The organism is Saccharomonospora xinjiangensis XJ-54, from assembly GCF_000258175.1.
GTDB lineage: Bacteria > Actinomycetota > Actinomycetes > Mycobacteriales > Pseudonocardiaceae > Saccharomonospora > Saccharomonospora xinjiangensis.
This window is the reverse complement of the sequence record NZ_JH636049.1, coordinates 4562673-4584864: the sequence shown is the minus strand read 5'-3', so window position 1 is coordinate 4584864 and position 22192 is coordinate 4562673. Positions and strand designations below refer to the sequence as shown.

At 69.7% G+C, this 22192-nt stretch carries 22 protein-coding genes; 7 read left to right on the top strand and 15 right to left on the bottom strand.

Annotated features, from left to right (window positions below):
• The first annotated feature begins 71 nt into the window (after positions 1 to 71).
• Genes SACXIDRAFT_RS20830 through amaP form a run of 6 tightly spaced genes read left to right on the top strand, consistent with a single transcriptional unit; the run spans position 72 to position 2616 of the window.
• Positions 72 to 521 carry an Asp23/Gls24 family envelope stress response protein gene (locus tag SACXIDRAFT_RS20830; RefSeq protein WP_006240662.1) on the top strand — a complete coding sequence of 150 codons (450 nt, stop codon included), beginning with the start codon at positions 72 to 74 and terminating at the stop codon, positions 519 to 521.
• Positions 518 to 862 carry a hypothetical protein gene (locus SACXIDRAFT_RS20825; RefSeq protein ID WP_006240661.1) on the top strand — a complete coding sequence of 115 codons (345 nt, stop codon included), beginning with the start codon at positions 518 to 520 and terminating at the stop codon, positions 860 to 862. The genes SACXIDRAFT_RS20830 and SACXIDRAFT_RS20825 overlap by 4 nt, the downstream gene beginning before the upstream one ends.
• 14 nt (positions 863 to 876) lie before the next feature.
• Positions 877 to 1059: a DUF2273 domain-containing protein gene (locus tag SACXIDRAFT_RS20820; protein ID WP_006240660.1), complete on the top strand. Its 183-nt coding sequence runs from the start codon at positions 877 to 879 to the stop codon at positions 1057 to 1059.
• Positions 1056 to 1505: an Asp23/Gls24 family envelope stress response protein gene (locus SACXIDRAFT_RS20815; RefSeq protein WP_006240659.1), complete on the top strand. Its 450-nt coding sequence runs from the start codon at positions 1056 to 1058 to the stop codon at positions 1503 to 1505. The genes SACXIDRAFT_RS20820 and SACXIDRAFT_RS20815 overlap by 4 nt, the downstream gene beginning before the upstream one ends.
• On the top strand, positions 1502 to 2044 hold the full coding sequence (locus tag SACXIDRAFT_RS20810; RefSeq protein ID WP_006240658.1) for an alkaline shock response membrane anchor protein AmaP: 543 nt from the start codon (positions 1502 to 1504) through the stop codon (positions 2042 to 2044). The genes SACXIDRAFT_RS20815 and SACXIDRAFT_RS20810 overlap by 4 nt, the downstream gene beginning before the upstream one ends.
• Positions 2044 to 2616, top strand: a complete 573-nt coding sequence (gene amaP / locus SACXIDRAFT_RS20805) for an alkaline shock response membrane anchor protein AmaP (protein ID WP_006240657.1) — start codon at positions 2044 to 2046, stop codon at positions 2614 to 2616. The genes SACXIDRAFT_RS20810 and amaP overlap by 1 nt, the downstream gene beginning before the upstream one ends.
• Positions 2617 to 2727: 111 nt before the next feature.
• On the opposite strand, the gene SACXIDRAFT_RS20800 is transcribed toward amaP, so the two are convergent.
• The 8 genes from SACXIDRAFT_RS20800 to SACXIDRAFT_RS20765 all read right to left on the bottom strand — a co-directional run bounded on the left by SACXIDRAFT_RS20800 (position 2728) and on the right by SACXIDRAFT_RS20765 (position 12166).
• Positions 2728 to 3909, bottom strand: a complete 1182-nt coding sequence (locus SACXIDRAFT_RS20800) for a cytochrome P450 (RefSeq protein ID WP_198284331.1) — start codon at positions 3907 to 3909, stop codon at positions 2728 to 2730.
• Positions 3910 to 3975: 66 nt separating this feature from the next.
• Positions 3976 to 5022, bottom strand: coding sequence for a polyprenyl synthetase family protein (locus SACXIDRAFT_RS20795; RefSeq protein ID WP_006240655.1), 1047 nt, complete (start codon positions 5020 to 5022; stop codon positions 3976 to 3978).
• A gap of 46 nt (positions 5023 to 5068) precedes the next feature.
• Positions 5069 to 7000, bottom strand: coding sequence for a KedN5 family methylcobalamin-dependent radical SAM C-methyltransferase (locus tag SACXIDRAFT_RS20790; RefSeq protein WP_006240654.1), 1932 nt, complete (start codon positions 6998 to 7000; stop codon positions 5069 to 5071).
• A 60-nt stretch (positions 7001 to 7060) separates the two neighbouring features.
• Entirely contained in the window at positions 7061 to 8233 is a 1173-nt protein-coding gene (locus tag SACXIDRAFT_RS20785; protein ID WP_040922308.1) for a cytochrome P450, read from the bottom strand.
• Positions 8230 to 9042: an alpha/beta fold hydrolase gene (locus SACXIDRAFT_RS20780; RefSeq protein WP_006240652.1), complete on the bottom strand. Its 813-nt coding sequence runs from the start codon at positions 9040 to 9042 to the stop codon at positions 8230 to 8232. The genes SACXIDRAFT_RS20785 and SACXIDRAFT_RS20780 overlap by 4 nt, the downstream gene beginning before the upstream one ends.
• Entirely contained in the window at positions 9042 to 10085 is a 1044-nt protein-coding gene (locus tag SACXIDRAFT_RS20775; protein ID WP_006240651.1) for an acyl-CoA dehydrogenase family protein, read from the bottom strand. Before SACXIDRAFT_RS20775 ends, SACXIDRAFT_RS20780 begins: the two co-directional genes overlap by 1 nt.
• A 37-nt stretch (positions 10086 to 10122) precedes the next feature.
• Entirely contained in the window at positions 10123 to 10872 is a 750-nt protein-coding gene (locus SACXIDRAFT_RS20770; RefSeq protein WP_006240650.1) for a methyltransferase, read from the bottom strand.
• A gap of 139 nt (positions 10873 to 11011) precedes the next feature.
• Positions 11012 to 12166 (bottom strand): FAD-dependent monooxygenase, encoded by a 1155-nt coding sequence (locus SACXIDRAFT_RS20765; RefSeq protein WP_006240649.1) that lies wholly within the window; start codon positions 12164 to 12166, stop codon positions 11012 to 11014.
• Positions 12167 to 12263: 97 nt separating this feature from the next.
• On the opposite strand from SACXIDRAFT_RS20765, the gene SACXIDRAFT_RS20760 reads away from it, so the two are divergent.
• Positions 12264 to 13217, top strand: coding sequence for a UbiA family prenyltransferase (locus SACXIDRAFT_RS20760; protein WP_157599698.1), 954 nt, complete (start codon positions 12264 to 12266; stop codon positions 13215 to 13217).
• A gap of 44 nt (positions 13218 to 13261) precedes the next feature.
• On the opposite strand, the gene SACXIDRAFT_RS21890 is transcribed toward SACXIDRAFT_RS20760, so the two are convergent.
• The 7 genes from SACXIDRAFT_RS21890 to SACXIDRAFT_RS20725 all read right to left on the bottom strand — a co-directional run bounded on the left by SACXIDRAFT_RS21890 (position 13262) and on the right by SACXIDRAFT_RS20725 (position 22167).
• The gene (locus tag SACXIDRAFT_RS21890; protein ID WP_006240647.1) at positions 13262 to 14110 is read right to left on the bottom strand and encodes a phytanoyl-CoA dioxygenase family protein; all 849 of its coding nucleotides are present in this window, start codon (positions 14108 to 14110) and stop codon (positions 13262 to 13264) included.
• Between the two features lie 38 nt (positions 14111 to 14148).
• The gene (locus SACXIDRAFT_RS20750) at positions 14149 to 15336 is read right to left on the bottom strand and encodes a cytochrome P450 (protein WP_006240646.1); all 1188 of its coding nucleotides are present in this window, start codon (positions 15334 to 15336) and stop codon (positions 14149 to 14151) included.
• A gap of 61 nt (positions 15337 to 15397) precedes the next feature.
• The gene (locus SACXIDRAFT_RS20745; RefSeq protein WP_006240645.1) at positions 15398 to 16558 is read right to left on the bottom strand and encodes a macrolide family glycosyltransferase; all 1161 of its coding nucleotides are present in this window, start codon (positions 16556 to 16558) and stop codon (positions 15398 to 15400) included.
• A complete protein-coding gene (locus SACXIDRAFT_RS20740; protein WP_006240644.1) occupies positions 16558 to 17817 on the bottom strand; it encodes a cytochrome P450 in 1260 nt (419 codons plus the stop codon). The genes SACXIDRAFT_RS20745 and SACXIDRAFT_RS20740 overlap by 1 nt, the downstream gene beginning before the upstream one ends.
• Entirely contained in the window at positions 17814 to 19073 is a 1260-nt protein-coding gene (locus SACXIDRAFT_RS20735; protein WP_006240643.1) for a cytochrome P450, read from the bottom strand. The genes SACXIDRAFT_RS20740 and SACXIDRAFT_RS20735 overlap by 4 nt, the downstream gene beginning before the upstream one ends.
• Positions 19070 to 20464: a cytochrome P450 gene (locus SACXIDRAFT_RS20730; protein ID WP_006240642.1), complete on the bottom strand. Its 1395-nt coding sequence runs from the start codon at positions 20462 to 20464 to the stop codon at positions 19070 to 19072. Before SACXIDRAFT_RS20730 ends, SACXIDRAFT_RS20735 begins: the two co-directional genes overlap by 4 nt.
• A complete protein-coding gene (locus SACXIDRAFT_RS20725; RefSeq protein WP_006240641.1) occupies positions 20461 to 22167 on the bottom strand; it encodes a prenyltransferase/squalene oxidase repeat-containing protein in 1707 nt (568 codons plus the stop codon). The genes SACXIDRAFT_RS20730 and SACXIDRAFT_RS20725 overlap by 4 nt, the downstream gene beginning before the upstream one ends.
• Positions 22168 to 22192 lie beyond the last annotated feature (25 nt).

Genomic DNA, 22192 nt, shown 5'->3' with positions numbered 1-22192 from the left:
GCCCCGTGCCGGGCGCCGAGAGCGTCGATGCGGGGTCGCTGTGCGGCGAACGATCTGTGTGAGGTGCTGACATGTCCACATCCGAGCAGACCGCGGCGAGCCGGTCGGCTGAGCGGTCCACGAAGGACCCGTTGTCGTCCGATGCCGGGCGGATCAGCGTGTCCCAGAGCGTGGTCTCCAAGATCGCGGGTGTCGCGTGCCGGGAGATCAGTGGCGTGCACAACATGGGCACGTCCGGAGGCCGAGCGGTCGGCGCGATCCGGGAACGGATTCCCGGCAGTTCAGGGCCCAGCGTCGCCCAGGGCGTCGGCGTCGAGGTCGGCGAGACCCAGGCCGCGATCGACCTCGACATCGTGGTCGAGTACGGCATCTCGATCGCGGAACTCGGCAGGAGCATCCAGCGCAACGTCAAACAGACCGTTGAGCGGATGACCGGTCTGGAGGTCACCGAAGTCAACATCAATGTGGACGACGTGTACCTGCCGGACGAGGGACAGGAAACGCCACCGAGGGTGTCATGACCGCACCGCGCGGCCATCGGATCGTGGACGGCGTCGATGTCGATGCCGTCGCCGCAGCCGCTGTGGCCTGCCGGGGAGTCACCGGGTTGGAGGGCGATGCGGCAGGACCCGCGCAGGCTCCCGTCGTGTCGTACCTGCCGGGACGCACCGTGGCCGGGGTCAGGGTGGAGCGGGAACGGGTGATCGTCCAGATCACCGCGGAATGGGGTGTCGCCGTCCCCGAACTCGGCAGGTGCGTGCAGGCCGCGGCCGCGCCGCACGTGGCGGGCAGGCGGGTTGACGTGATCGTGGCCAGGCTTTCCGGCGTGCCGTCCGAGCGCGCCGGTGTCGAGAGCGAGTAGTGAAGGTGAGGACCATGACCCGCGCGTACATGGGAACGCTCGTCGGGGTGGCGTTCGGTCTTGCCTGGGCCTTCGGTGGGTTCGGCCAGATGCTGATCGTGGTGTTCGTGACGCTGATCGGCTACGTGATCGGCAAGGTTCTCGACGGGGACCTCGACGTGTCCCGGTTCGTTCCGGAACGACGCCAGAGCCGATGAGCAGCCACCAGACGACCGCCCCGATAACGGCGACGACGGCAAGGCCGGGCCGGACGGACCTCGGTCGGATCGACATCGGTGAGAACGTGGTCGCCACACTCGCGGCGCGTGCGGCAGCGGAGATCCCGGAAGCGGGATCGGCCGCGTCGGGGCGGCTCGGAAGGGCGATCGGCCGCCGGACGCCGGGTGTGCGGCGCACAAGTCTCGACGTGGCGCCGAGAACGGTCGCGCGGGTCGATGGAGCCACGGCCCGCCTGTATCTCGCGATCAGCGTGCGCTGGCCGGCACCGATCCCCCGGGTCTGCGCGGCCGTGCGCAGGCACGTCGCGCAGCGGGTCACCGAGCTGACCGGGCTTGAGGTCACCGACATCGACATCGAGGTGACCGACCTGGTCAGACGATCGGGCGGCGGGATGCGAAGCGAGGACGGGGAGAGCATCGGATGAGGTTGGTCAATCGGCTGCTGGCCACGCTGCTGAGCGTCGCGCTCATCGCGCTCGGCGTGCTGGTGATCGCCGAAGTGATCGCCGCCGGATTCGACCGAGGTCCTGCGGTGTGGGACTGGCGTGCGGCACAGCGATGGGCCGCCGAGACACCGTGGCAGGACGTGATCGTGCGGATCGTCTGTATAGCGCTGTTCGTGGTGGGCCTCGTGCTACTCGTCGCGGAGAGCAAACGCCCAAGGGTGCGTCGTTTCCGGGTCGCTCGCGAAGCCGAGCCGGGGACCCGGCCCGTGGACACCGCCTACACGCGGCGTGGGGTGGCCGCCGCCGTGCGGTCGGCGGTGGCCAGGATCGACGGTGTCCGGTCGGCGCGGGTGAAGGTGAAGCGCCGCGCGGTGAAGGTGTCGGCGACCACGGGAAGCCACAGCAAGGCGACGGTGCACGGGCTCGACGTGGCGGCGACCGAGGCCGCGCGGGACAGTCTCAGGCGGCTCCAACTGCGCTCAACGCCGAGGGTTTCGGTCAAGGTCAGGAGTACGTGATGCACGGCGACCGCACCAACCGCACGGTTCTTCTCGTCCTCGCCGCCCTGATGGTCGCCGCCGGTGGTCTCGGCGGCGCGGCGTCGTTCGGTGCGTTCGGCCTGGAGGTGCAGCGGCGGGCGCTCACCGACAACGTGGTGGCCGACTACATCGATCGCAACTCGTCCTGGTTCTGGCCTGTCGTGGCGGGGGTCGCGCTGATCCTCGTGCTGCTGTGCCTGCGGTGGCTGCTGGTCATCCTCTTCTCCACCGACCGCGCCGGAGACCTGCTGATCACCTCCAAGGGGCCGGGACGCACGGCGTTGCGGCCGGGAGCCGTGACCCGCGCGGTCACCGAGGAGATCGAGAGCTATCCCGGCGTGTCGTCGGCGGGTGCCCGGATCGTCGGCGACCCCGACGCCGCTGAACTCGTCGTGAACGCCACCGTCGAGGACAGCTCCGACCTCGCGTCGGTGCGGCGGCGGATCGAGACCGAAGCACTCGCCGGTGCCCGCGCCGCACTGGACGACCCGCACCTGCCGATCCGGCTGGACCTCACCGTCACCACGGACCGAGCGGCCCGCGTGAGCTGACGCCAGCACGGCGCGTTCGACGGCGCCGTGGCTCACCAGCAGTGCCGGGGGGCATGGCCCGCGAAGGCCATGCCCCCCGGCGGAGCGGTGGGGTCGTCTCCACCAGCGCGCTCACCACGTCACCGGGAGTTCGAGCAGCCCGCCCGTCTGGGTGTTGTGGCGCATGCGGAGGTCGTCCACCGGCACCGCGAGCCGGATTCCCGGGAAACGGGACGCGAGCTGGGCGAACACGACTTCGAGCTCCACCTTGGCCAGTGGAGCGCCGATGCAGTAGTGCCGCCCGTGCCCGAACGACAGGTGTCCGCCCGCCTGCCTGGCGACATCGAACCGGTCAGGGTCGGGAAACGCGGCGGGATCGCGGTTGGCCGCGCCGTTGTCGAGCAGGACCAGGTCGCCCTTCCTGATGGTGACACCGCCGATCCGGATGTCCTCGCGGGCGTAGCGGGGGATGTCCCCGCCCGCGGGGCCCGGGGTTGCGCGGATGAGTTCGTCCACCGCCTGCGTGACGCGGGCCGGTTCGGCCGTGATCCGCTCCCACTGGTCGGTATTGACGAGGAACAGCAACATGCCGAGCCCGATGTGGACGGACGTGGTCTCGAACCCCGCGAAGAGCAAAGCCATGGTCAGAAGGGCCACCTCGTCGTCATCGACGCCGTCGGTGGCACACAACCTCGATGTGATGTCGTCGCCGGGTTCGCGATGCTTGCGCGCGACGAGTCGCTGACCGTAGGCGACGAGTTCGCCGAGGGCGCGTTCGGACGCGGGCCGGTCGGTCACGTCGGCCACGGCGTGAATCCACGAGCGGAACTCCTCGCGGTCGTCGTAGGGGACGCCGAGCAGCTCGCACACCACGAGGATGGGCAGCGGCAGCGCCAGCGTCTCGATCAGATCCACCGGATGCGGCGCCGCTGCGAGGGTGTCCATCAGTTCGGTGGTGAGGGCCTCGACCCGCACCTTCAGCTCTCTGATCCGCTTCGGGGAGAAGTGCGGTTGCAGCAGCGCTCTCGTTCTCGCGCTGTCCGCCTCCTCGGTCTCGTAGTCCCCCAGCGGCCCGCTGACGAGCGCGGACTCGCCGATGCGGGCGGCGTTCGCCGGATCGGGATGGGAGCGGCCGATCTTGTCGCTGGCGAGGAGCCGTTTCACCTCGGCATAGTCGGTGACGAGCCACGCGGGGTCGCCGACTGGGGTGAGGACGAGGTGCACCGGTCCTCGGGACTGGAGTTCACGCAACCGCGCGGGCATGCGCAGCGGGTGCTCCCGTTCGAACGGCAGTGTCGCGGCGGTTTCCATCATCCTCCACTGGTCGTGACGGCCGCCCCCGGCTCACGCGCGCGACCCGGGGGCGCGGACTTGCTGTGCTCACCGGTCCCGGTTGACGGCGGCCTCGGCGAAACCACGCAGCCGGTCCCTGCTCGCCGTCGGCCCGAGGGCATCCAACGACGCGATCGCCTTGCGCGAGTACTCCCGGGCGGTGTCGGCGGCGTCGGTGAGCGCGCCGGCGCGGGTGAGGATCGACACCAGCTCCGCGCGCCGCAGCACGGGATCGCCGTCCCCCGCGAGCACGTCCGTGATCGCCAGCCGCCCTTCGGGTGTCGCCGCCCGGTAGGCGAGGATCACCGGAAGCGTGAGCCTGCCGTTGCGGATGTCGCTCGTGTCCGGCTTGCCCAGCTCACCGGTCTGCCGGGTGTAGGAGAGGACGTCGTCGTGGATCTGGAAGGCACAGCCCAGGTTGAGCGCGTACTCGCCGAGGGCCCCCACCATGGTCTCGTCGCCGCCCGCGAGCAGTGCCCCGCACTTGCAGGCGCCCATGAACAACGCCGCCGTCTTGAGCCGCACCATGGTCAGGTAGGCGTCGAGGTCGAAGTCCATCCGCTCGCACAGCTCGGCTTCGAGACTCTGCCCCCGGCACAGGTCGATACCGCAGCGCGCGACCACCTCCAGCGCGGCGACGATGCGTTCGGTGGACGCTCCCGTGGCGCGGCATTCGGCCAGCGCGGCGAACAGGTCGAAGATCAGCGCGTCACCGGCGACGATCGCGTTGTCCACACCGAACTTGTGCTGCACCGAGGGTCTGCCCCGGCGCAGGTCGTCGTCGTCGATGATGTCGTCGTGCACCAGACTGGCCACGTGCCCGCACTCGGCGCCGACGGCGGCAGGTAGCACCACCTCGGCGTCACCTCCCACCGCCAGTGCCGATTCCAGCAGCAGGATCGGGCGGAAGAGTTTGCCTGAAGGGACGAGCGCGTGGACACACATCGACGCCAGCAGGCTCTGCTGATCCTCACGCCACCGCTGGGAGAGCGCGTCGGCGACACGTCCGGCGAGCATGGCGGGAACCGCGCCGAGGGCAGGGTGGTCGCGTTGCTCGGTACCGTCCGCCGCGCCGATCGTCACAGGACCACGCATGTTTGCCTCCAGTGTTCGGACGAAGTGGCCGGAGAAGAAGTCCTCGTCATGGGCGGCCGAGCAACTGGCGATCGAGTTTGCCCATGTAGTACACGATCTCCTCGTGGTTGGTGGACGGCAGGAAGCGGTCGGCGCCCACCTTGTAGTAGAGGGAGTGCACAGTCGGAGTCAGCAGGTGTTCGTAGGGTTCGTCGCGGCGCAACGCCATCGTCAGCGCCGGTACGTCGAAGCCGGTCCACACGTCACGCCACTCGTGGTAGCTCTCCCCGTCGATGTCCACGATCGGCAGGGTCTCGTTGGCGTGCCGGGACGAGGGATCGTGGCCGGGCTGGGTGTAGGCGGGGAGGGTGATCAGGTCGTATTCGAAGATCGTGTCGAGGACGGGCCGCACCTCGTCGGGCACCCGGGGCAGCACCGAGAAGGCCCACCACCTGCGCAGCATGTCCTTGGCCTCGTCGGTGCCGTAGACGCGGGTCAGCACGGGAGCGAGCACGTCGGAGTCGGTGAACGAGTTGATCATCCCGGTGCGGAAGGGCTCGGCCGAAGGGTCGGTGTCGTGTTCGAACCAGTCCATCAGCGAGCGGATCAGCTCGGACTGCGTGATGCCGCCGAGGGTGCGCAACGGAGCCCACGTGTACCGGAGGACGGGGTTCTCGGCGATGAGCCTCGCCACGAAGATGAACCGGTGCATGTACTGGTTGTCGCGCGGTGACATGGTGTCGTGCGACAGCAGGTACTCGAAGTCGTCGGTGTTGCCGCGCACCGTCACGAGCCCGAACCGTTCCCGCTCCGTGTGGTAGGTCGTGTTGGGAAGGATCAGCATCGGGTACACCGCGACCCGCGACACGTGGTTGGCGAGCCGGTCGTAGCCCTTCATGAAGCTGTCGATGGTCTCGCCGGGCGCGCCCCAGATCAGCTCGGCGTAGCAGTCGAGTCCTTCCTTGCCGAGCCACTCCGCGAGGCTCTCCCAGTCGTTGACCTTCATGTTGCGGCGGTTCATCAGGTCGAGCGTGCCCTCGTCGAGCGTCTGCAACGCGAGGGTGAAGGAGCTGTGCAGGCCCGCGTCCTTCATCGCCTTGACGATCTTGAAGAAGACCGAGGACTTGTTCTTCGCCCACGACGTCTCGATGCTGCGCGGGTAGCCGTATCGCTCGCGAGTGGCGATGACGTCTTCCACGAACTCCAGGTCGATGGGCATCATGCCGAAGTTCGCGTCGCACAGCACGAGGGTGTGCACCTTGTGCTGGGCGAACAGTTCGATCTCCTGACGGAGCCGTTCGCGGGAGAACGCGCGCACCCGCTGTCCCACGGCGCCGCCCCAGTAGCAGAAGGAACACTTGTAGGGGCAGCCCCGATTGGTCTCCAGCAGCGCGACGTCGTAGGGGAACCTGCCGTGCTCGTCGGTGAGCGGGATCGCGCCGGTGAGGAACGGCGACGCCACCTCGTCGAGGTTGTCGATCCTCGGCCTGTCCTTGGTGGTGACCACGCGGGCGTCGCCGTCGTGGAACGAGATGCCGTCGATGTCGTGCAGCTCGCGCGGCGAGCGCTCGTCGAGACGGGCCAGCAGCAGGTCACGGAAGGTGAACTCGCCTTCGCCGTTGACGACGACATCGACGTAGGGGTGAAGGGCGAAGACCCGATCGGCCTGCTGGGAGACGTGGTTGCCGCCGAAGATCGCCCAGCCGTCCGGGTTGATCTCCTTGAACGTCTCGGCCAGCGCGGCGAACTCGCGGTAGTTCCAGCCGAGCACCGAGAACGCCATCACGTCGGGAGCGCCGTCGTGGAATAGGTCGTTGGCCATCCCGAACAGCGTGCTGCCGCCGTCGAAGTTTCGGATGCGGATGTCGGCGTTGGCTGCGATGCGGTCGTCTTGCAGGGCGGTCGCCTTGAGGTAGCCGGATGCCAGCGGCATCGACTCCAGCGACATGGCCCAGACTCCCTGTTGCACCAACCAGACCTTGAGTGGTGGATCGACCATCGGATGTGTCCTCTTGTGCTGGTTCGGTGCCCTGCCGCGCTGCCGTTCGAGGGCGGCGGGTCACCAGGTCACGAGCACCTTCCGGGGCCCGCTGTCGAGCGGATGATCGGTCCAGGGGATCGACTCCCGTGGACCGGCGAGCGCGAGGCCGGGCAGCTGCTCGGCCAGTGCGCGGACGGCGGTGACGAGTTCCATGCGCGCCACCGCGGCCCCGATGCAGCGATGCGGGCCGTAGCCGAACTTGAGGTGCTGGTTCGGGGTGCGTTCCGGGTCGAAGTGGTCGGGGTCGGCGAACACCTCGGGGTCGCGGTTGGCCGCTTCGAGGCGCACGATCACCATGTCGCCCTCGGCGATGTGCCGTCCGGCCAGCTCGACGTCCTCGTGCGCCCACCGGGGGAACGCCTCGCCGCTGATGCCTGCCTGGTGGCGCAGCATCTCCTCGACGGCGGTCTCGGCGGCCCGCTCGTCCCGCCACGGCGCCAGTCCCCTGCCCAGCCCCAGCAGCTTCACCACGCCGATGCTCAGCGCGTTGACCGTGGTGAGCTGCCCTCCGGAGAGCAGCGACGCGGCGGCCAGCACCAGTTCCCGGTCACTGAGCCTGCCGTCATCCGCGTCACGGACCGCGATCATGGCGCTGAGCAGGTCGTCGGCCGGTTCCCGGCGTTTGGCCTCGATCAGCTCACCGAGGAAGGCGACCAGCTCGGCCCACGCCTGCCCCCAGCCCTCCACGTCGTCGGCGATGACGGCGGACACGGTTTCGGCCCAGGTGTAGAAGCGTTTGCGGTCGTCAACCGGGACACCGAGGAGTTCGGTGATCACGGCGAGAGTCAGCGGGCGGGAGACCAGGCCGACCAGGTCGGCAGGCGGGCCTGCCTCACGAAGTTCCGTGACGTGCTCGATCGCGAGCCGCTCCACGCGCGGCCGGAGATCGGCGAGAGCACGGGGGCTGAACCCGCGCGAGATGACGCGGCGCAAGCGGGCGTGGTCCTCGCCGTCGCACAGCAGCGACTCCGTATCGACCTGGGCGCCTTTCGGTGCGATGCCGAAGCGGCGGTCGGAGAGCACCCGCTGCGCCTCCTTCGCGCCGAGCACCACCCACGCCGGCGTGCCCGCCGCTGTGGTGGCGCTGGTGACAGGGCAACGTCGGCGCAGCTCGGCGTAGGCGGGCGGCGGGTCGAACGGGGAGAGCCGCTCGTACGGCAATGTGAACGACTGGGTGTCCACAGTGGTCACCGCCTTCCGTCGGAGAGCTGGTCGAGGAAGCACCGCACGGTGGCGGTGAACCGTTGCGGCTGTTCCAGATTCACCATGTGGCCTGCCCCTTCGAACACCTCCAGCGCACCGTCCGGCACCCCCGACACCACGCGTTCGGCCATCTCGTGGATGTCGTCGCAGTCGAGTTCGCCGACAATGCCCAGCAGCGGGGCCTCGACGCCGGCGAGGCGGTCCCAGGTGTCGGCCGCCTTGCCGGGGAACACCGGGTCGGGCCGGGCGTGCGTGAGCGCGGTGTGCATGGCCATCTCGCGGCACCGTTCGCGCACGGACGGATCGACCTCGTGCGGCGCTCGGTGGGGGCCGTCCACCCACAGGCGCAGGAACGTCTCGACGTAGCCTTCGGTGTCGCGGCGGAAGGCGTGTTCCATCTGCTCCTTGAGCAGGTCCACGACGAACGAGCTCCGCCAGTACTGCTCGGAGGTTCCGCAACCGCTCACCACGAGCCCGGCGACGCGGTCGGGGTGATCCATGACGGTGTCCAGCGCGCTCGTGCCGCCCATCGACTGCCCGACCAGGTAGGCGTCGGGAAGATCCAGGTGGTCCAGCAACGCGATGACGTCGTCACCCCGCAGGTAGGGCGTCGTGGGGGTGGAGGACTCGCCGTGCCCCCTCGCATCGAGGGCGAGCACCCGGTAGCCGGGGAAGGCATGCAGCTGCGGCTCCCACACGCGACGGTCGAGGGTTCCGTCGTGCAGGAGGAGCACGGCCGGGCCCTCACCGACGTCGTCGTAGGCGAGATGTCCTTCCGCGATGGGAACCCGGTGCATCAGGCAACTCCCGCCGCATCGGCGTGGCCTGCCAGCCGTTCCAGCAGCGCCGCCTTCACCGAAGGCCTGCTGGCGACCACGAGGGTGAACAGCGACTCACGGGCGAGTCGCTGCGCTTCGTGGCCGCGCACCAGCGCCCGCCCTCCCGCTGCCACCACGTACGCCGAGCAGGCGCGCGCGGCCAGTTCGGACGTCTCGGCGCGCAGCGCGGGAAGCGCGGGCGGGTCGGCCAGCGCCGCGTCGAAGCGATTCCTCAACTCGGTGGCCTGGGCGCGCAGCGCCCCGGCGACGGCCGTCTCCCCGAGTCCCGCGATGCCGCGTGCCGCTCGGTCGATCAGACCGAACGCGAGTGAACTGTCCACACGCAACCCGACGACGAGGCCGTCGAGGAACTCCTCGCGGTCGATCCGGGTGGTGACCCGCTCGTCGGGAACGAGCAGGTTGTCGAACACCAGCCGCACGGTGTTGCTGCCCTGCGCAGCCACGAGTTCCAGCGGGTGCACGGCCGCGATCCCCTTGCCCGGTTTCGCGTCAACGAGCCCGCTCACCACCTGCCCGCTGTCCGGGTCGAACGCGGAGACGTGCAGGACATCGACGTAACCCCACCCGCTGACGAACGTGACCTCACCGTTGAACGACCACCCGTCGCCGGTGCGGGTGGCCACGACCCTCGGCGGGACGGGGATGACACCGGAGAACGCGCCGCCGCCCCGCAGCGTGCCGTCGGCCGCCTGCCGCAGGCACTTCTGGCGCAGTTCGGCGTTCGGGGTCGTCGCGAGGCCCATGACGATGCCGTGGTGTTGCAGCCAGGTGAACGTGGTGGTCACGCATCCTGCCGCGAGGACCTCGATGATGCGGAGGAAGTCGCCGAACTCCACCCCGGCCCCGCCGGACTCGGGTGGTGCGACGAGGCCGTAGAAGCCCCCTTCGGCGAGGCAGTCGAAATGGCTGCCGGGGATCGTGCCGGTGCGATCGACCTCGTCCGCTGCGGGGGCGAGCACCTCGTCGGCGATTCGCATCGCCCTTTCGACCATGTCGGTCATGAGCAAGCGACTCCGTTCGTCTCGCGCGGCATCGCGGTCACCGTGGCCGCAGTTCCAGCAGGTGCAGGTGCCAGGACGCGGGCCCCTCGTCTCCGGCGATCAGCTCACCGGGGAACGCGTCGGCCAGCGCGTCGGGGATCTCCGACATCTGAATCTTCTTCAGCACGTGGAGCGTGCAGTCGTTCTCCTCGGCGAGGTCGTGGACGAGCGTCGGGTTGCCGAACGCCTCCCCGAACCACAGGTAGATCGCCCCACCCGGGTTCAACAGTTCACGACCCTCCCGCACGAAGCGCCGCAGTTTGGCGTAGGCGGGGTCGAACATCGTCTCGTGCCAGATCGAGGAGTCCACCTTGTCCTCCGGCGCGTCGAGGAACGGTGGGTTCCAGTAGATCCCGTCGAACCGCTCGCCCGGCCGCACCGCCGAGTACAGGTCGCTGTGTCGTGCGCTGACCCGGTCGGCCACACCGTGCCGGGCGGCGTTCAGTTCGGTGTTGCGGACGGCGGCGGGGTTGAGGTCGAGGCCCAGTACCCGTTCCGTCCCGGCCAGTGCGGCGAGGACACACATGATTCCCGTCCCGCACCCCATTTCGAGGAAGGAACCCATCGTGTCGAAGGGAATGTGGTCAGCGAACAGCTCACCGCCTGGTGAATACGAGGGAGGCCAGACGTCGTCGAGCAGATCCCATTCCTTGCCGAGCAGTTCGAAAACGGTCGCCCGATTGTCGTCGGAACGGTACCGGTCGATGATGTTCTGTCCGATGAGCAACTCGAAATCCCGTGCTTCCATGTTGTCCCGTCTTCACGTTCGAGTACGGAGCACGCACCATTCGACGACCTCCGGCGCGATCCGCGGGAATCCGGCGACCAGCATTCAAGCCCGAGGGCCTTCCGGATGGCAATGCCGGTGAACGGCGAACAACCGCCGGTCAGTGGGGCGGGGTCCAGGACACCATCGCGTCCATCGATCCCCGCGACACCGACTCGGGCAGGAACCCGCCGAGCCACACTCCCGCGTTGCGGGCGGCCACGGCGGGCAGGGGCGACAGCTCCGCGACCCTGCCCATCCACCTCGACATCGTCGCGAGGCGGGCGGTTCGCGGCCGTCGCGCGATGTCGTAGGCGGCGAGCGCGGCATCCGGGGTGGTCCGCGCGCCGGAGAGGGCCGACCCCAGCTCGACGGCGTCCTCCAGCGCCAGGTTGGCTGATCCGACATTGGGGGTCATCGCGTGCGCGGCGTCGCCGACCAGCGCGACGCGTCCTGCGACGAAGGTGCCGAGTGGGCGCACCAGCTCCTCGATCCGGTCGAAGAACAGTTCGTGCTCCCGCGCCCGGTCGAGCAGTGCGGGGATGGGGTCGTGCCAGTGCCCGAACAGCGGAGCGGGACCCCCGGAGTGGCCGGCCCGCCCGCGCGCGGTGAGCCTGGCGAGCGCCGAGAAGTGCACCCGCCGTCTCGGCAGGGGAAGGATCGACAGACGCAGGCCCCGACCCCACGTCTCGGCGGCCACCGGCGACAACCCGTCCGAGGGCACGACGCACCTCCAGCTCACCGCACCGGTGGAGCGAAGGCCGGGATGGCGGGGGTGCATCCGGTGCCGTGTCGCCGAGTGGATTCCGTCGGCCGCCACCACCACGTCGGCCTCCAGTTCGCTGTCCCCCGCCCGGATCACGGCCGGTGCGGTGGCGGTGCCGAAGGACACGACCTCGGCGCTTGTGCCGAAGCGCAGTGCGCCAGGTGGCAGCGCCCCAGCGATGGCGGAGAGCAGGTCGAAGCGGTGCAGAGCGCGGATGGCGTCGCCGTAGCGGCGCTCGACGAACCCCAGTTCGCTGCGGGCCAGCCACCGTCCACTGGGGACACGCACGCCGCCCTCGCCCTGCACGACCGCCCGCGCCCTGACGTCGTCGCCGAGGCCGAGCGCGTCGAGTGCCCGCATCCCGTTGGGGGTGATGCCGATTCCTCCTCCTGTCGCGCGCAGGGTGGTGGCGCGCTCGAAGACCCGCACCGTCCATCCGCTTCGGCTCAGGGCCACCGCCGTGGCCAGTCCTGCGATGCCGCCGCCGATGACATGCGCCGAACGTTTCATGGGCGTTTCCTTTCCCCGGTTGACGTCGAACTGCCGCAAAACTGCTCCATGATTTCGTTTGCTGCTAGCGTCCGGGGCCATGCACAGTGCCCCCGCTATGCGCGTTCGAGTACTGGCTCACCTCGAGGCATGCAGACCCGACACGATTTTCTACGCGGGCACGGTGGGATTGACCGGCGCGATTCTCACCGATCCCGGCGCGCCGCCGGGGTCGCTGGTGCTCGCGTGGCTTGTTCCGACACTGGCCTGGATCGCCTCCCTCTACGGCGGCGACTATTTCGACCGGGAACTCGACGCTCTCACCAAACCGCACCGGCCGGTTCCCTCCGGCCGCATCCGCGCGGTGACCGCGCGCAACGCGATGGTGGGCTTGATCGCCGTGTCCGCGGCGCTCGCCGTACTCGCCAACCCGTTGACCGTGCTGCTGGCCGTGCCCGCGGCCGTCTTCGGCATCGCCTACGCGAGCAGGCTCAAAGGGCGGGGCCTGTGGGGGAACGTGAGCAGGGGCCTTCCGACGGCGCTCACGGTGTTGTTCGGGTCGATGACGGTGCAGCCGCTCTTCGCTCCGGAACTCCTGCCGCTGGCGCTGATGTTCTGGGTCCACGACTCCGGGTCGAATCTCCTCGGCGCACTGTGCGACAGGGACGGTGATCGCGACGGCGGCTATTCGACTTATCCGGTCCGCTACGGCGACGACGCCACGGTGCGCGCGCTGGTGCGCTTCTACGTGGGCTGGCTGGTCCTCGCCCTGCTGTGGCCGGTGGCGTTCGGTGACACGGTCGATGAGGGGCTCTACTACGGCGTACTGCTCGTTCCCGCCGTGCTCGGCGGTGTTTCGCTCGCGAGCGTCGTCCGGTCGAGCAGGCCCATCCCCCGCGCCGTCTGCCTGCGGGCACACGAGATCGTGGTGGTCGAGCGCATCGTCCTCGGCTGCTTCCTCATCGCGGCGGCGGGCCGACCCGGACTCGCACTGGCGGTGGGGGTTCCGTCGCTGGCGTTCACGGTCATCGCTCGCAGGGTGATGCGCGGCCGGTACGAGCCGCGCCGGTGACGGCCCGGCCCCGGTGAGGGCCGGACCGCCCGGGCCTTCACCGGTCAGGCGGACGCGGATCGGGCGGACGCCGTTATCGCATTGCGGGGATGGCCTCCCTTGTAGAGGCCGAGGACGAGTTCGTGCGAGTAGCCGAGCAACTCCTGTAGTTCCGGGTCGAGCCCGGCCGCGACCTCGGGTGGCACGCTGAGCGTGCCGTTCTCCACCTGGCGCAGCCACGCCACCTGGAAGCCCATCGAGAAGATCTGCCGGACGTCGGAGGTGGTGGTGTTCGCGCCTCCGGCGTGAAACAGGTCGGCGCGGAACAGCAGCGCGTCGCCCTTGCGCAGCTCCGCCTGCACCGCCTCGCTCCAGTCGGGGGCCTGGGCGGTCGGCGGCCCGCCGTGGCTGTCGAGCACCACCCAGGTCGCGCCGTTGTCCGCCGTGAAGTCGCTCATCGCGGCCATCACGGTGAGCGCGATCGGGTTCGGCCCACCGGGGACGTGCCGCCACGAGAACGTGTCGCAGTGCAGTTCCTGCCGCGCCGCGCCCGGTGTACGCGCCATGTATTCGGCGATGGTCAGAAGGATCGTGTCCGACAGCGGTGCGAGTACCCGCCGCGCGCAGTCCACGAGGTCCCGCTGCAACACCATGCCTGCCGCGCACGGAATCCTGCCGACCAGTCCGTGCAGGGTGGCGGTGGTGTCGCCCTGAAACCCCCCGAGCACCGAGTTCGCCGCGTACGCCACCTCATCGGGATGGGAGGCGAGATAGTCCTCCACCTCGGTGAGGAAGGTGTCGCACTGTGCCGTCGGGTACGCCTGCTCGATGACGGCCGCGCCCCTGTCGCGCACGGCGGCGTCCAGCTCGCCGGGGTCGTAGCCTCGCGTGAACCGGGGAACCGTTTCTCCCATTTGCCTTCCCTCTTCTCTTCCGGACTCGGATACCGCTGTCACCAGGTGACGGGAAGTCGCTCGATGCTGACGTCCATCCCCTCGGCCCTCCACAACACCTCGTGCGGCGGGTCCGCCTGCCGCAGTCCTGGGATTCCGGTGTTGAGCGTGGTGAGCGCGACGGCCAGCTCCATGCGGGCCAGTGCCGCGCCGAGGCAGTGGTGGATGCCGTGGCCGAACGCCAGGTGCGGGCTGCGTCTCCCGCCGACGCGCAACGTCTCGGGGGCGTCGAACTCGGCGGGGTCGCGGTTGGCCCCGACCCGCGAGGCGATCACGACGTCTCCCTTGCTGATCCGCACCCCGCAGAGGTCGATGTCGGCCTGCGCGATGCGCTGGATGCCGACCTCCTCGTCCTGCAACCGCAGCAGCTCCTCGACCACACCGGTGACTGGGACCTCACCGGTCCTCAGCCCGTCGAGCACAGCCGGGTGGTCGAACAGGCGCAGCATGCCGTGGGAGATCGCCGACGCCGTCGTGACGTACCCGGCCATCAAAAGCCCCATCGCCATCGACGCGATCTCCAGCCTGCTGAGCCCGTCCGGCTGATCCGACTGGCGGGCGAGGTCGCTGAGCAGGTCGTCACCGTCGGGTTTGGCCGCCACGAGATCGAGGACGAACCGTTGCAGGTCGGTGAACGCCGTGGCGGTCTCGGCGGGATCACCCTCCACCGACCGCAGGACGATGTCGGCCCAGCCCCGGAACCGGCCTCTGTCCTGCTCGGGGATGCCGAGCAACTCCGAGATCACGGTGATCGGCAGTGGGTAGGCGAAGCCTTCCTGGAGGTCCGCGACAGGACCTTCGGCGAGCAGGTCGGCCACCAGCCCGTCGGCGACCGCCTGCGCGCGTTCGCGCAGCACGGTGACGCGCCGGGCGGTGAACGCCCTGCTGACGCTACGCCGCAACCGGGTGTGTTCCGGCGGGTCCTTGAGGAACATGAACCCGGCGGCGAGGTTGTTCTCGTCGGCGGTGGGGATGGTTCCCGGGTACTGCGTTCCGAACGCCGCGTGCCCGAGCACGGCGCGGACGTCGGCGTAGCGGGTGACCAGCCACGCCTGCCCTCCCCCGCTCGTCGTGACCTTGTGGATCGGGGCCGAGTCCCGCAGCCTGGCCAGCTCGGGTGAGGGGTCGATGATCGAATCGCGGACGAAGGGGTAGTCGGCGAGCGAGCCGGCGAGGTGCTCCTGCATGTCGGTCTCTTTCCTGGCACTCGTTCCTGACACTCTTCGGCTTGGTCGGGTACGGTCCTGCTCAGCGCGGCACGGCTTCGACGGCGTCGGCGAACTGGGCGGGTCCGTCGGCGTCCCGCACCGTGGCGCGGAACCGGTCGAGCCGTTCGGCCATCGCGCTGTCCTGGGACACCTGCTTGATCAGCTCGGCCAGCTCCTCCGCGGTGAACGGATCGGGGAGGAGCTGGCCGAGCCCGAGCGCCTCCACACGGTCGGCGACGCCGCGCTGCTCCCCGATCTGCGGTGAGATCAGCACGGGAACGCCCTCGGCGAGTGCTTCGAGCGTGCTGGTCAGGCCCCCGTGAGTGACCGCGACGGAGGCATGGCGCAACGCGTCGATCATCGGCAGGGTCGGTGTGAGCAACACCCTCGGCGAGACAGGACCGATCGCGGCCGGGTTGACCCGCTTGCCCAGCGCGGCGGCGGCATACCAGCCGAGCCGGTCGATGCCGTCGAGGCAGGTGCGGAAGAAGTCGATCTTCTCGTTGAACACCGTGCCCAGCGACACCACGGCCAGTGGTTGCGAGCGGGCCAGCCACGGCACCTCCGGCGAGCCCTCGGCTGGCCTGATGCACGGGCTGATGAAGGTGAAGCGCGCGTCGAACGTCTCCCCGCGCGGCTGCAACGCGCGAGGGAACAACGCGATGTTGTGCTCGGCCTCGTTGTCGAAGAACTGCTCCGGCGACACCGTGTCGAGCCCCACCTCGTCGAGGAACGCCGCGACCGCACGGAAGAACGCCGTCATCGACTCCTCGGTATCGGTGCGGGAGGTGTAGTCCTCGTGCAGGGAGAACTCGGAGTTCGACGCGAACACCGGCCAGGTGCGGACGACGGGAAGGTCGAAAGCCCTGCCCAGCAGCCAGCCCGCGTTCGACAGCACGTCGGACACGATCACCTCGGGAGGGTCGGCACGCACGACGTCGGCGAGCACGCTGTAGGCGGCGCGGGTCTCGTCGAGCATCATCGGCAGCACGCTGCCCATGTCGGCGAGGTCCACCTCGGTCGAGTCCATCGGCGAGTCGTACGGCACGACGTCGAGAACCTTGCCCACCTCACCGGCGAAACCACCCGAGGCGAGGCAGCTCACGCGGTGTCCCCTGCGGACGAGTTCGGCCAGCCCCGGAAGCACCGGGTAGAGGTGGCCCCATGCGGGAATCGACGCGAAGAGGATGTGGCATCCCATCACTCGCCTCCGTTCGCGGCGGGCAGCGCCCGCACCGGCATCCGTTCGGGGAACCGGTCGCCCAGCATGTTGACCTTCCAGGGGACCGCTTTCCATGCCTCGAGCATCACGAAGTCCATTCCGCACTCGACGAGTGCGTCCACCGCTATCCGCAGCTCCAGCCGCGCGAGGTTCGCGCCGAGGCAGCGGTGGATGCCGAACCCGAAGGCGACGTGGCGGCCGAGGTTCGGCCGGTGCGGGTCGAACACCTCGGGGTCGGAGAAGATGTCGGCGTCGCGGTTGGCCGCCACCAGCGGCGCCACCACGGTGTCCCCCTTGCTGATCAGCACGCCCCCGATCCGCACGTTCTCGGCGGCGAACCGGGGCATGGACTCGCCGTTGTCACCGGACTGGATGCGCAGGACCTCCTCGACGAACTGCTTGCGCAGCCCGGCCTCCTGCTCGCCGCGCAGCCGGGCCAGCCACCCGAACTCCAGCAGGTACCGCATGGCGACGGCGATCGCGTTGGCTGTGCTGACATACCCTGCGACGGGAAGGCCGAGCACCATGGTGGCCAGCTCGACGTCATCGACGATGCCGTCCTCCTCCTGCGCGCGGATCATGTGCGCGAGCAGGTCGGGGCGATCCCGGCCTTGCGGGTCGCGGCGGCGCTGGGCGATCAGGTCGCGCACGTAGTCGTTGAGCTGCCGCCAGCCCTCAAGGGCGACCACTCCCTGCGCCTCGGACAGCGGGACGAGAAGCTGGTCGGACAGGCGCTGGAAGAGCGCGCGATCGGGTTCCGGGACGCCGACGACCTCGGAGATGACGTTCATCGTCAGCGGCTTCGAGAAGTCCTCCATCACGTCAACCGGCCCGTCCACCTCGCGAATCCGGTCGAGGAGCAGGTCGGCCCCCGCGCGGATCGTGTCCTGGTACCGGCCGACGTAGCCCACCGCGAAGGGTCCCGCGACCAGACCGCGGAGGCGGGTGTGCTCCGGTGGATCCTGGAAGATCGACTCGTTGGCCTCCGCCGTGCCTGTTCCCCTGTCGGGGTCGATGGGTGAGACGCTGAACTGCCTGCTCGCCAGGACGGCGCGGATGTCGGCGTAGCGGCTCACCAGCCACACCTCGCCGCCCTCCGGGGTGTCCACACGCGACACCGGGCAGGTCGCCCTCAACCGGCTCCAGTCGCGCTCGTCGAGGTCGGCGGGGCGGAAGCGTTCGACAGGAGGCGGTTCGCGGGAGGTGACGCCTGCCTGCGGTTGTTCGGGTGCGGTCATGGCCTGCTCCTTTGGGGACGAGGTGACGCGGTCGGTGCGGGCGCTGTGGGGTCCACGGGGTCCACGGAATCCACGGCAAGCGGGAGCCGGGAGGGGCCGCGCACGAGCATCCCCTCCTTCCACTCGATGCCGTCGTTGTCCTCCGGTAGCCGCAGGTCCGGCACCGCCGTGGTGACGACGTCGAGGGCGACCTGAAGTTCCAGCCGCGCGAGCGGGGCTCCGAGGCAGAAGTGCGCCCCCAGCCCGAATCCGAGGTGCGGGTTGGGGCTGCGGGTGAAGTCGAGCCGATCGGGATCGGTGAAGACCTCGGGGTCCCGGTTGGCGATCACCGACGCCGGTACCACCGGCTCACCCGCCTCGATGCGCACGCCGCTCAGCGTCACGTCCTCCAGCGCGTAGCGGGGTGAGGTGCCGTTGGCCTCCAGCGGCACGTACCGCATCAGCTCCTCCACCGCGCCGGGGATCAGCCCGGGGTCGGCGACCAGCGTCTCGAAGCGGGCGCGGTCCTCCAGCAGCACGTACAGGAAGTTGGGCAACTGCGTTGAGGTGGTCTCGTAGCCGGCGACGAGGATGGTCATGGCCACGATCACGAGTTCGTCGTCGCTGACGGCGCCCGTCTCGGACTGCACGGCCAGCATCGCCGAGATCAGGTCGTCGCGCGGGTGCGCGCGCCGCTCGGCCACCAGGTTCGCGACGTAGTCCCACATGTTGCCGGTGGCGCGCCACCGTTCGTCCTCGGTGAGCGAGGTGGTGGCCAGTCCCGCTTCGGCCCAGTAGCGGAAGTGGTCGCGGTCCTCGTAAGGGACACCGAGCAGTTCGCAGATCATCTTCAGGGTGAACGGCAGCGCGAAGTCCTCCACCGCGTCGAACCCGCCCTCACGCCGCGCCGTCTCGACCAGGTCGGTGGCGATCGTGGTGGCCCGCTGCCGCAGCCTGGCCACGGTGCGGGCGGTGAACGCGTGCCTGCACACCGAACGCACGCGGGTGTGCTCCGGCGGGTCCATGGCCACGAGCCCGCCGCTGAAGTTCTCCTCGGTCACCCTCGGAACGTCACGCTCAAGGGACACGGCGCGGGAGAAGCGGGGATCGGTGAGCACGGTGCGCACGTCGGCGTAGCGGGTGACGAGCCACGCCTGCTCGCCGTAGGGGAAGGCGACCCTGCTCACCGGTTCCCGTTCCCGTAGCGCCCGGTACTCGGGTTCGAGGTCGAGACGCCTGGCGCGGGGGAACGGGAAGGCGCGGACGGTGGCGGTCATGTCGTCTCCTCGCTCACGGTCGCGCTCGCGGCGTAGGCGGGAAGGTGGTTCGCGTCAACGACCACCTCCGCGCCGTGTCCTGGTACGAGCATCGGCCCCTTGGGCTTGACCCGCTCCGGCGCGGCGCGGCGAGGCCGCAACCTGGCGTTGCGCAGGATTGTGGTGATCACCGTGCGCATCTCCACCATCGCCAGCGACGCGCCGAGGCATCGGTGGTTCCCGCCGCCGAAGGGCAGGAAGTGCGTGCTGGGCGGCTCGACAGGATGGAACCGGTCGATCGAGTACGACTCCGGCACCGGGTGCAGGTCCGGCGAAAGGTGCAACAGGCCGAGCGACACCGCGAACAGCGTGCCAGCCGGGAACGAGTGGCCCTCGGCCTCCCATCGCCCGACGGTGATGCGCCCGACGTCCAATGTGGTCGGCCTGGCACGGATCGCCTCGTGGATGGCCGCGTCGAGGACGCGGGTGTCTCCCTCATCGACCGCGGCCTGCACCCTCCGCAGTGCGGAGCCGCTGCGGAGCACCCTTTCGAAGAACCACGCGAGCTGCGTCGCCGTGGTCTCCTGCCCCACGGCCAGCAGCGTCACCATGTGGTCGCGCAACTCGGTGTCGGACAGCGGAGTCCCGGAACTGGAGGTGGTGAGCAGCAGCGTGAGCACGTCGCTGCCCCGCAGGTCCGGTTCGGCGGCCAGCCGTTGCCGCCGCTGGCGGATCTCGGCGTGGATGATGTCATCGACCTCGCGCAGCAGCCGCTGGAATCGCGCCCACGGTCCAATGCCGCCGAACGGCTTGCGCAGAGCGGGAAGCAGGATGATGAGCGGGTTCAGCGCGAGCAGCTTGGGCACGAGCACGCGGAGCCGGTCGAGCCGGGCGGAATCGGTGATGCCGAACACCGCGCGGATCATCACCTCCAGCGTCACGCGCTGGAAGCAGTCGAGCAGCCTGACCGTGGAACCCGGTCGCCACGACCGCATCTCCCGCTCCACGATGGACACCATCACATCGACGTAGTCGGCGACGTTGCGCCCGTGCAGCGGACGCATCAGCAGCTTGCGCCGCCGGGTGTGCTCGGCGCCGCCCGACATCAGCAGCGAATGCTCACCGACCACGAACCGGATCGACTCGTTGGCCGAGGCGGCGTCGAACGCGGCGGCGTCGTCCAGCAGGATGCGCCGGATCGTTTCGGGCGAACAGGCGTAGACGACGGGTCCGAAACCGAGGATGCGGGCGGTGAACAGCGGCCCGTACCGGCGGAGGCAGGTCCGGCCGAACCACACGGGCGCCGCTGCCCACAGCGCGGTCTGCACCACTGCGGGCAGCGCGGGGCCGGCAGGGAGGCCCGCGCCGCCGCCTCGGCCCGGCTGGGGCCGCCTGCCCGCCGCTGGCTTCACCGGGTCTCCCCCGCCGGAGCCAGCCTTCTCAACCAGCGGCCGATGGCGCGCAACGCGAAAGTGTGCGCGATGAGGTCGTCGGTGTAGCACAGGTCGTCGAAGTAGAGGCCGACGTTGCTCGGCCGCCACGTTCCCTGGTCGTCCTGGTGGTCCACCAGCCATTCCACCGCCCTCAGCGCAGCGGGATCGCGGGGATCGACCCCGCCCTTCACCAGCGCGAACAACGCCCACGCCGTCTCCTCGGCCGTGCTGCCCCTCGGCGGCAGCTCGTGCCGCAGCGGCCACCCGCCGTCCTCGGCCTGGTTGGCGAGCAGCCATTCGCGGGCGGCGACGGCGGAGGGAGCGCTGCCCCTGCGGGAATCCACGAACGCCTCGAGCAGCCTGCTCGTGCCGTGGGTGTTGTCCCTGAACCAGACCGACGAGATCGAGCCGTCGTTCTGCTGGTGGCCGCGCAGGTAGGCCAGCGCCCTGGCGATCGCGCTGCCGGGCGAGTCGGGCATCCCGTACCGCTGAAGCGCCATGATCACGTGCGCGGTGACGCCGGGGCAGGGACGGTCGTTCATGATGTGCGTGTTGCGCACCCATTCCGACCACGAACCGTCGCGGTTCTGCATCGCCAGCAGCCAGTCGATCCCGAGCTGTACCGAGGGATGTTCGCGCGGCACGCCGAGGTCGGCCAGGACGCCGAGCACGACGGCGGTGTCCTCGGATTCCGGCCAGCCGGACGGATTGGCCCAGCTCCAGCCGCCTGCCGGGATGTCGAACTCGCTGAACGGTTTGTTCCACTGGTTGCGCAGCAACCACTCGCGGGTGCCTTCCAGCAGCGGTTCCTTCGCCACGTCGGAGAACTCCGACAGCGCCATGATGGAGTAGGCGGTGACCGAGATCTCCAGGTCACGGTCGATGGCCCACGAACCGTCGTCCCGCTGCGTCTCAAGCAGGTAGCGCAGCGACGCCCGTTGCAGGTCGGGTGCGACGTCCGCCTGCCGGAGCCCGAGGTAGAGGAATCCCGCGATCATGGGGCATTCCTCGATACCGCCGTTGGTGCCGGAGATCCCCCGCAACCACCGCAGCGCCAGCGGTTCGGCGATCCGGCCGAGGACGCGCCGCGGCAGGCTACGGCGCATCGTGCGCGCCTGCATGACCCCGAGGCCGAGGATCGCGGGCAGCGCGATCGACACCTTGTTGCGCCAGCGGCGCGGCACCAGGATCGTCTCGACGGGAAGGTCGGGTTGCGCCTCAAAGTCCCGCAACCCCGTGAGAGCCCAGATCGTCGGCAGCGCCGCGGGCCACGTCTTCGGTGCTTCGCCGGTGAGTCCGGGGATCACGTTCATGCCGTCGTTGACGTCGATGAACGTGTGCGCCCGCTCGATGGCGCGCTGGGAGTCGTGCGGGTCGATCTCGTGCAGGGCGGCGAGCCCGAACGCGGTCATCCCGGGGCTGCTCGGCCACTCGGCGTCGGCCATGGCCCAGCCCCCGTCCTCCCGCTGATGGGTACGCAGCCACCGCACCGCGTTCTCGACCCTCGCCCCGTAGGCCACCGAATCGGCGCGGTGCAACGACAACGCCCCCAGCGCCGTCGCGATCGTCGAGGAGGACAACCGATCCACCCACGAGCCGTCCTCACGCTGCCGGTCGTAGAGGTGGGTGATGGCGCGCTCGGCCGTCTTCTCGGCGCGAGCCTGCAACTGCTCGACGTTCATCGAATCCGCCTTCCGTCGTCACGGT

Excerpts from the sequence above, each read along its gene's own strand:
- SACXIDRAFT_RS20830 (WP_006240662.1), top strand. The coding sequence starts at position 72 with ATGTCCACATCCGAGCAGACCGCGGCGAGCCGGTCGGCTGAGCGGTCC.
- SACXIDRAFT_RS20815 (WP_006240659.1), top strand. The coding sequence starts at position 1,056 with ATGAGCAGCCACCAGACGACCGCCCCGATAACGGCGACGACGGCAAGG.
- SACXIDRAFT_RS20740 (WP_006240644.1), bottom strand. The coding sequence starts at position 17,817 with ATGACCGCACCCGAACAACCGCAGGCAGGCGTCACCTCCCGCGAACCG.
- SACXIDRAFT_RS20800 (WP_198284331.1), bottom strand. The coding sequence starts at position 3,909 with ATGATGGAAACCGCCGCGACACTGCCGTTCGAACGGGAGCACCCGCTG.
- SACXIDRAFT_RS20750 (WP_006240646.1), bottom strand. The coding sequence starts at position 15,336 with ATGCAGGAGCACCTCGCCGGCTCGCTCGCCGACTACCCCTTCGTCCGC.
- SACXIDRAFT_RS20770 (WP_006240650.1), bottom strand. The coding sequence starts at position 10,872 with ATGGAAGCACGGGATTTCGAGTTGCTCATCGGACAGAACATCATCGAC.
- SACXIDRAFT_RS20780 (WP_006240652.1), bottom strand. The coding sequence starts at position 9,042 with ATGCACCGGGTTCCCATCGCGGAAGGACATCTCGCCTACGACGACGTC.
- SACXIDRAFT_RS20820 (WP_006240660.1), top strand. The coding sequence starts at position 877 with ATGACCCGCGCGTACATGGGAACGCTCGTCGGGGTGGCGTTCGGTCTT.
- SACXIDRAFT_RS20745 (WP_006240645.1), bottom strand. The coding sequence starts at position 16,558 with ATGGGATGCCACATCCTCTTCGCGTCGATTCCCGCATGGGGCCACCTC.
- SACXIDRAFT_RS20825 (WP_006240661.1), top strand. The coding sequence starts at position 518 with ATGACCGCACCGCGCGGCCATCGGATCGTGGACGGCGTCGATGTCGAT.
- SACXIDRAFT_RS20735 (WP_006240643.1), bottom strand. The coding sequence starts at position 19,073 with ATGACCGCCACCGTCCGCGCCTTCCCGTTCCCCCGCGCCAGGCGTCTC.
- SACXIDRAFT_RS20765 (WP_006240649.1), bottom strand. The coding sequence starts at position 12,166 with ATGAAACGTTCGGCGCATGTCATCGGCGGCGGCATCGCAGGACTGGCC.
- SACXIDRAFT_RS21890 (WP_006240647.1), bottom strand. The coding sequence starts at position 14,110 with ATGGGAGAAACGGTTCCCCGGTTCACGCGAGGCTACGACCCCGGCGAG.
- amaP (WP_006240657.1), top strand. The coding sequence starts at position 2,044 with ATGCACGGCGACCGCACCAACCGCACGGTTCTTCTCGTCCTCGCCGCC.
- SACXIDRAFT_RS20795 (WP_006240655.1), bottom strand. The coding sequence starts at position 5,022 with ATGCGTGGTCCTGTGACGATCGGCGCGGCGGACGGTACCGAGCAACGC.
- SACXIDRAFT_RS20790 (WP_006240654.1), bottom strand. The coding sequence starts at position 7,000 with ATGGTCGATCCACCACTCAAGGTCTGGTTGGTGCAACAGGGAGTCTGG.
- SACXIDRAFT_RS20725 (WP_006240641.1), bottom strand. The coding sequence starts at position 22,167 with ATGAACGTCGAGCAGTTGCAGGCTCGCGCCGAGAAGACGGCCGAGCGC.
- SACXIDRAFT_RS20810 (WP_006240658.1), top strand. The coding sequence starts at position 1,502 with ATGAGGTTGGTCAATCGGCTGCTGGCCACGCTGCTGAGCGTCGCGCTC.
- SACXIDRAFT_RS20760 (WP_157599698.1), top strand. The coding sequence starts at position 12,264 with ATGCGCGTTCGAGTACTGGCTCACCTCGAGGCATGCAGACCCGACACG.
- SACXIDRAFT_RS20775 (WP_006240651.1), bottom strand. The coding sequence starts at position 10,085 with ATGACCGACATGGTCGAAAGGGCGATGCGAATCGCCGACGAGGTGCTC.